Annotated in this window: 6 protein-coding genes; 3 read left to right on the forward strand and 3 right to left on the reverse strand. The window is 58.8% G+C overall.

Annotated elements, in window-relative coordinates:
* The 3 genes from eno to U4Z64_RS34750 all read right to left on the reverse strand — a co-directional run bounded on the left by eno (window position 1) and on the right by U4Z64_RS34750 (window position 4,347).
* Complete coding sequence (eno, locus tag U4Z64_RS34740) at window positions 1-1,275, reverse strand: phosphopyruvate hydratase (RefSeq protein ID WP_321822398.1); 1,275 nt, start codon at window positions 1,273-1,275, stop codon at window positions 1-3.
* A gap of 1 nt (window position 1,276) precedes the next feature.
* Entirely contained in the window at window positions 1,277-2,686 is a 1,410-nt protein-coding gene (locus tag U4Z64_RS34745; RefSeq protein ID WP_321822399.1) for a glycerate kinase, read from the reverse strand.
* Between the two features lie 257 nt (window positions 2,687-2,943).
* On the reverse strand, window positions 2,944-4,347 hold the full coding sequence (locus U4Z64_RS34750) for a PLP-dependent aminotransferase family protein (RefSeq protein WP_042972937.1): 1,404 nt from the start codon (window positions 4,345-4,347) through the stop codon (window positions 2,944-2,946).
* A 161-nt stretch (window positions 4,348-4,508) separates the two neighbouring features.
* On the opposite strand from U4Z64_RS34750, the gene U4Z64_RS34755 reads away from it, so the two are divergent.
* The 3 genes from U4Z64_RS34755 to U4Z64_RS34765 form a co-directional block, all read left to right on the forward strand.
* A complete protein-coding gene (locus U4Z64_RS34755; protein WP_321822400.1) occupies window positions 4,509-5,282 on the forward strand; it encodes an aldolase in 774 nt (257 codons plus the stop codon).
* A gap of 97 nt (window positions 5,283-5,379) precedes the next feature.
* Window positions 5,380-6,516 carry a branched-chain amino acid ABC transporter substrate-binding protein gene (locus U4Z64_RS34760; RefSeq protein WP_059620791.1) on the forward strand — a complete coding sequence of 379 codons (1,137 nt, stop codon included), beginning with the start codon at window positions 5,380-5,382 and terminating at the stop codon, window positions 6,514-6,516.
* Window positions 6,517-6,590: 74 nt separating this feature from the next.
* A partial coding sequence (locus tag U4Z64_RS34765) for a branched-chain amino acid ABC transporter permease (protein ID WP_415750575.1) occupies window positions 6,591-6,926 on the forward strand: 336 nt, incomplete at its 3' end.

The raw sequence follows: 6,926 nt of genomic DNA on the forward strand, positions 1-6,926 counted from the left end.
TCAGAATCGGAGAAGTGGTGAAATGTCGTAGAGGCGGCAACCCGGGCTTCGCGCATTTGCCCGCAACAGAAAGTTGAGCTTTTCGATCCGCTCGCCGGAACGGGGGGCGCCATTCTTCTGGAGCGGAACTTCGAGGCCGACCGAAAAATCCATCACGACGTCATCCACGACACCACCGGAGCGGCCCGAGGGCACCGCGATCATTCCGTGTTGCAGCGCAAATCGATAGGCGTCCATCGCCTCCGTGATCGTTCCGACCTGGTTCGGCTTCAACACGAACCCGTCCACGGCACGAGTCTCGAAAGCCCGCTCAAGTAACGGGAGACTGGTGACCGTGAGATCGTCGCCCAGAATGATCGATCGTCGAATTTCTCGAACCGCCGTGCTGTAACCTTCCCAGTCGTTTTCATCGAGCAAATCCTCGATGAAGACCAAATTGAATTTCTCGGTCAGGAAGCGGGCATAGGCAATGAGTTCGGAGGTGGACACCCGTTTGCCTTTCAGCAGATACGTGCGGGTTTCCTTGTCGTACATCTCGCTTGACGCGCAATCGAGCGCAAACGCGATCCGGCCTGTATAGCCACAGGCATCGATGGCCTTTTGCATCAGCGTCAACACGACTTCCGGGTCATCCGAAGGGGCGACGTAGCCATAGGAACTGGCGACTTGAGGTTTGTGGCCCAGATATTCGGTCAGTACATGGCCAAGCTTCTGAAACACGGCCACCGCCATTTCGATGGCGAAGTCGACACTGTCAGTGCCGTACGGCACGATCAGGAACTCGTTGAACGGCTGGGTGAGCCCATCGTATCGTCCGCCGTTGATCACGTTGAAGCATGGGACCGGCACGGTCCTGATGTCGCGGCCGGCGATGTGAGCGTACAGCGGAATCGATCGGGCATTCGCCGCCGTGCGGAATGCCGCGATGGATACCGAGTAAATCGTGTTTCCGCCGAGGCGGGACTTATTGGGTGTGCCATCGAGCGCGATCATATTTTCGTCGATCGCTCGCTGATCAAACACGTTCATGCCGATCAGCGCCGGACCAATTACATTGACCGCGTTGTCGACGGCGTTATGAACACTGAGCCCGTCGTAGGTCGCTGGATCGCCGTCCCGCAGGACGAACGATTCGTGCATCCCGACGGAAGTGCCGGTGGGTGCCGCACCTCGACCAACCGCACCGCTTTCGGTGCGCACCTCGACTTCGACTGCGGGCCGGCACTTGCAATCGATGATCTGAAGTGCCCGAACGGATGTGATCTTGTCTTCCATGTCACTTGCTCCCGTTCGGTTCAGGAACATAAAGGATGTTCAAGTCACACAGGTTGGTACCGGTGTTGCCGGTGAAAACGGCGGAGTCGATCGACTCGAGTGCTTCGAAGCAGCTGTGCTCGCGCAGTGCCTGATAGAGGTTGACTCCCTTTACGGCAGCCGCGGTGAAGCTGGTCGAGTCCGTCATGCCTCCCGCCACCGTCGCCGTGCCGTCCGTGCCTTCGCTGTCGATCGACAGCAGGCAGGCACCCGTGGTTTTGGCCGCCGCGATAGCGAAACTTGCGGCCATTTCCTGGCCAGGCCCGCCGTGCCCCTTGATCACGCTGTTATCGTCGATAAGCGTCGTCACCTCACCGGAGCTGAGAAGCACGCAAGGGGGCTTGATCGGGTTGCCGTACGTCTGGATTTCGCGCGCCATCGACGCGAAGAAGGTGCCGGCGTCGCGACTTTCTCCTTCAAGGAACGACGACACGATCATTGCGGGGATACCCATCTCCTCGCAGACTGCCTTGGCGTAAATGCAGGAGTCGGGCAGCGTGTTGAGCAGGAAGTAGGTATTGTCCGGAAAGGCCTTCGGGGTCTCCGCGTCGGGGCCTGCGTTCATCAGATAGTCGACAACGCTCTTGGGCAGGCGATCGGCCACGTTGCGATTGATGATCGTGGCGCGAGCGTCGTCCAGGGTCGTCATGTCGGGACCGATCGGCGTGCTTTTGTAGGCTGCGTAGGGCACTGAAATGTCGCCCGTGGCAGGCGATCCGACCGCGTCGCTGATGCCGAAGCCGATCAGTTCGGCACCCGTGCGCTGGATGCGCTGCGCCAACATCCCGCCGTTCAAGGCCGAGATGTGCCGGCGCACGGCATTGATCTCGTAAATGCCTGCACCGGATTTAAGCAGCACGTCCGTGGTATCGATCTCGTCCTGCAGGCTGATGCCTTCGATCGGACAGGACATGAGCGCCGAACTTCCGCCGCTGATCACCGCGATGAACAAGTCGTCTGGTCCGGCCTGATCGACGAGTTCGATGATTTGCTTCGATGCCCGATGGCCTTCTTCGTTCGGGAGGGGATGGCCGCCGACGAACACCTCGGTCTTGTTGAAACGGTCCGATTCTTCCCGGATTTTCACGATGGCAATACCGTGCGTCAAGTGGTCACCCAATACATGGTCGACTGCCATTGCCATGTGGTTGCAAGCCTTGCCGGCGCCGACCAGATAGACGTTTCGCTTGCGCGAAAGATCCCACGAGCGCGTTCCGATATGCAGTACGCTACCTTCCATGCGCATGATGCTTCGAATGCGCTGGTAGCTGTCGAGCCTGTCGAGTGTCCGGTCCGCGATATCGAGTACGATCCGCCGTGACGAAACGACGCCATTCGAGAGGAGTGCTTTGTAATTTCGTATCTTTTTCATGCTGAAAATTGATCGGAGTTACCGCCGCATCGAAATCATGGGCGACGTGTTGTCCGTCAATTTATGCAATCGAGCTGAACAGATACATGCACACTGCGGTGGATCGCTAGATAACTGTAGAGGCCTTGTTGCCTGCACAGTTAAATCCGCGCACGGCGTGGACGCTAGCTCATGCGCGTACCGACTCGAGCGGGTTCGAGAGATCACCGGTTCGTTGCGCGACGCCGATTCCCTGGCGGCTTGGTGACGAGACCGGGTCAGTGTGCAATGGCATGCGCCAGAAACGCATAAAGACGATCGAAGTTGCAGTGCGCAACATTGAATCGCAGCCAACTACTGGTTGGATTGGTGGCGTAGAAAAGATTGCCTGGCGCCAGAAGAATCTTGTGGTCGACAGCACGTACAGCGAGTTCGGCCGAATCGCAATTGATTCCCGCGGGACGTGCCCATACGAACATTCCGGATCGAGGTTCGCAGAACACTTCAAAACCGATCGATTCAAGCCGGCGACAGGTCCGTTCCTGCGCGGTAGCGAGACGATCGCGCAATTGCTCGGCCTGCTTCCTGAAGTGTCCTTCGGACAGCACTGCATGTGCCAGTTGCTCCGTGATCGTCGGCGTCGACATTCCGGACACCAGCTTCTGGTAAAGCAAACCCTCGAGAAGCGCGGGCTCCGCGGCCACGAATCCCACGCGCAGGCCGGCACCGATGGTCTTTGAAAAGCTGCCGACATAGACCACTCGTTTCAATTGATCCATGGACGCGAGCGCGACTGAATTTCCGGACACCAGACCGGCAGAGACGTCGTCCTCGACGATGATGCAGTCGTAGCGCTCGGCAAGCTTCAGGACCTTGAATGCCGATGCCGAGCTGTAGCTCGCACCGGTCGGATTATGCAACCGCGTATTGGTGAAGAACACTTTGGGGCGATGAGTCTCGAACGCCTGCTCCATCGAAACGACGTCCGGACCGGTGGGTGTCATCGGAATCCCGACTGCCTTGATCCTGCGCAATCGCAATGCAACGAGCAGATCGCTGTAGCAGGGCTCGTCTACCAGCACGGTATCGCCCTCGCGCGTAAGGTGACGAATGGCGAGGTCCAGCGCCTGGTTTGCGCCCAGCGTAGTGACGATGCCCGTGGAACTTGCCTCGATCTCGTGTTCCGCAAGTTGCCGCACGATTTGCTCACGCAACGGCTCATACCCCTTTGCGTGCCCGTACCCCAATAGCGATCGCGGCTGCGCCGCTACCTGTCTTAGCGCCCGCCCAAGGCCGTCCGCGTCGAACCATGCCTCTGGAATCCATCCCGAGCCTGCGTGAATCGTGCCTTCCGTTCCCTCCAGAACGTTACGCAGCGACCATCCATTCGTGAATTCCTCGTTGAGTTTCTCGATGGTCGGAGGTATCTCGCTACGGCTTCGATCCGCGACATAAAAGCCGGATCCACGCCGTGCCATCAAGACGCCTTGCGCCACCAGGCGATCGTATGCTTCGACGACCGTAAATGTCGACACGCCATGTGCTTCGGCGAATACGCGGATGCTCGGAACCTTGGCCCCGGACCGCCAGGTTCTTTCGTTCACCGTTGCCGTCAGCCCGGCCACGATCTGTTGAACCAGGGACGATTCCCCCTGGGGATCGAGCGTCAGTATCGGTTTCATCGCCGCACCTATCACATCAAAAATACCGGCCCATATAACCGTACAGGCGACGAACCCAATACAGTTAGTCACCCTCATTTTAAAGTGTACATGTATCCGTGCAGGTTTGATTCACTACATTGAAGGGGAATCGCATACGCATACTTGCACTGGACGACCCCATGGCACACGCCACCGATTTTTTTCCTGGATCGAAGACCGATGAGCTCGCGAATGCTCGCGACGATCTGGCCGCGGCATTTCGCATCGCCGCGCGCCTCGGCTTCCACGAGGGCACATGCAACCATTTCAGTCTCTTGCTCCCGGGCAGTCGGGAAACGTATCTGATCAATCCGTTCGGACTCAGCTTCGAAGAGATCCGACCGGCTGATTTGCTGCTCGTCGATTCCGCCGGCTCGGTAATCGACGGAGTCGGACGAGTCGAGAAAACCGCGCTTAACATCCATTCCCGAGTTCATCGCGCCTCGCCTGATGCCGCATGCGTACTTCATACGCACATGCCTTATGCCACGGCACTGACGACGCTCGACGGCTTTCGCCTCGAAATGTGCCATCAGAACAGCCTTCGCTTTTTCGATCGCATTGCCTACGACCGTGATCATTCGGAATACGGAGGACTTGCACTCAGCGAACAGGAAGGAGACCGGATTGCCGCCGCGTTGTCTTCCAGGCGTGTCCTGATGCTCGAGCACCACGGCGTGATAGTCACGGGCCCTTCGATTGCCGCGGCACTCGACGATCTCTACTACCTCGAACGAGCCGCCCAGATCCAAATCCTCGCGATGTCGAGCGGGCGTCCGCTTAAGCGCGTGAGCGACGAACTGGCTCGTCGGACTTCTCGTGAATTCGACCGTGATCGAGATGAATATGCACGACTTCATTTTCGCTCGCTCAAGCGGCTTCTGGAATCTGCACAACCGCACTGGCGGGACTGACTATCCCACGTCAAGCGCAATCGGCCATCTCGTGCCCGCGCTCCTGACGCTGCAACCATGTCGACTACCCAATTTGCCCACGCCACGGAGGTTTCACATGAAGTACTGTCACAAACTCACCATCGCCACCCTGTTGCTCGGGGGAATCAGCCCCGCATTGATTTCTGCCGCGCATGCGGATCAGACTGTCAGGATCGGTGTCGCGGGCCCGTTGACGGGCGGCCAATCGAATTTCGGCAAGGACGATGAGCGAGGCGTGCGGCTGGCGATTGAAGAGCTGAATCGGACGCCGATCGTCGTCGACGGTCAATCCATCAAGTTCGAAATGCTGTCCGAGGACGATGCTGCAGATCCCAAAACGGGCGTCTCTGTCGCTCAGAAGCTCGTCGATTCGGGTGTGAAGGCGGTCATCGGCCACTACAACTCCGGCGTGACCATTCCAGCGTCCCGCATCTACAACAATGCGCGTGTTCCGATGATTACCGGCGCCGCTTCAAATCCTGCGATCACGCAGCAGAGCTTTCCGTATGTCTTCCGGCTCGCGGCCAATGACAATGTGATGGGCGCACGCATGGCCGAATATGCGGCAAAGGTATTGCATGCAAAACGCGTGGCGGTGATCGACGATCGCACGGCATACGGATCAGGCGTAGCTGACGTGTTTGCCGCGACGGCGAAGAAGAACGGTATCGACGTCGTCGCCAGGGAATATTCCAACGACAAGGCAACGGACTTCAACGCGATTCTGACGCACATCAAGGCTCAACGTCCGGACGCGATCTTCTACGGCGGGTACTACGCGCAGGCAGCCGCCATCGGGCGACAGTCCAAGCAGTTGGGTCTTGCGGTTCCGGTGCTAGGCGGGGACGGGATCTGCTCGGTCGATATGCCGAAGCTGGCTGCCGGAACGCTGAATGGGCGGGGGTATTGCGCCGAAGGCGGCGCACCGCTCGCGACGTTGCCCGGTGGTCCGGAATTCGCGGCGCGGTATGAAAAGCAATTCGGTGTGAAGAACGATGTTTACTCGCCGGCATTCTATTCGGCCACGATGGTGGTCGCGCAGGCGATGAAGGCGGCGAATTCGACGGACCCCGAAAAGTTCGTTCCGATGCTCAAGCAAATCCAGTTCTCGACGCTGGTCGGAAAGGTCGCGTTCGACAAGAACGGTGAATGGATTGATGCGCCGGTGACCGTGTACAAAGTGTCGGGCGATAACCTCAGTCCGACGCAGTGATACTTCGAGCGAGAACGACGAGTAATCGGCGTTCTCGCATGCCGATCCAATAGTAATCAACTCTTGGGAGTGACATGGACATTTTTGTCCAACAAATTCTGAACGGGCTGGTGCTCGGCAGTGTGTACGCCATCATCGCGTTGGGTTACACGATGGTGTACGGCATTCTCGGCATCATCAACTTCGCGCACGGCGACGTGCTGATGATCGGCGCGATGGTCGCCCTGTCGGCGATCACCGTGCTGCAGAACCACTTTCCCGGACTCGGCAACGTCGCGACGCTGACGATCGGCCTTGGCATCGCCGCGGTCGTCTGCGCGTGCGTGGGCTACACGATCGAGCGGGTCGCGTACCGGCCGCTGCGCCGCGCGCCGCGTCTCGCCCCGCTGATCACCGCGATCGGCGTGTCG

It is taken from the genome of Burkholderia sp. BCC1996, from assembly GCF_905339955.1.
In the GTDB taxonomy this organism is placed as follows: Bacteria; Pseudomonadota; Gammaproteobacteria; order Burkholderiales; family Burkholderiaceae; genus Burkholderia.

Excerpts from the sequence above, each read along its gene's own strand:
- eno (WP_321822398.1), bottom strand. The coding sequence starts at position 1,275 with ATGGAAGACAAGATCACATCCGTTCGGGCACTTCAGATCATCGATTGC.
- U4Z64_RS34745 (WP_321822399.1), bottom strand. The coding sequence starts at position 2,686 with ATGAAAAAGATACGAAATTACAAAGCACTCCTCTCGAATGGCGTCGTT.
- U4Z64_RS34750 (WP_042972937.1), bottom strand. The coding sequence starts at position 4,347 with ATGAAACCGATACTGACGCTCGATCCCCAGGGGGAATCGTCCCTGGTT.
- U4Z64_RS34755 (WP_321822400.1), top strand. The coding sequence starts at position 4,509 with ATGGCACACGCCACCGATTTTTTTCCTGGATCGAAGACCGATGAGCTC.
- U4Z64_RS34760 (WP_059620791.1), top strand. The coding sequence starts at position 5,380 with ATGAAGTACTGTCACAAACTCACCATCGCCACCCTGTTGCTCGGGGGA.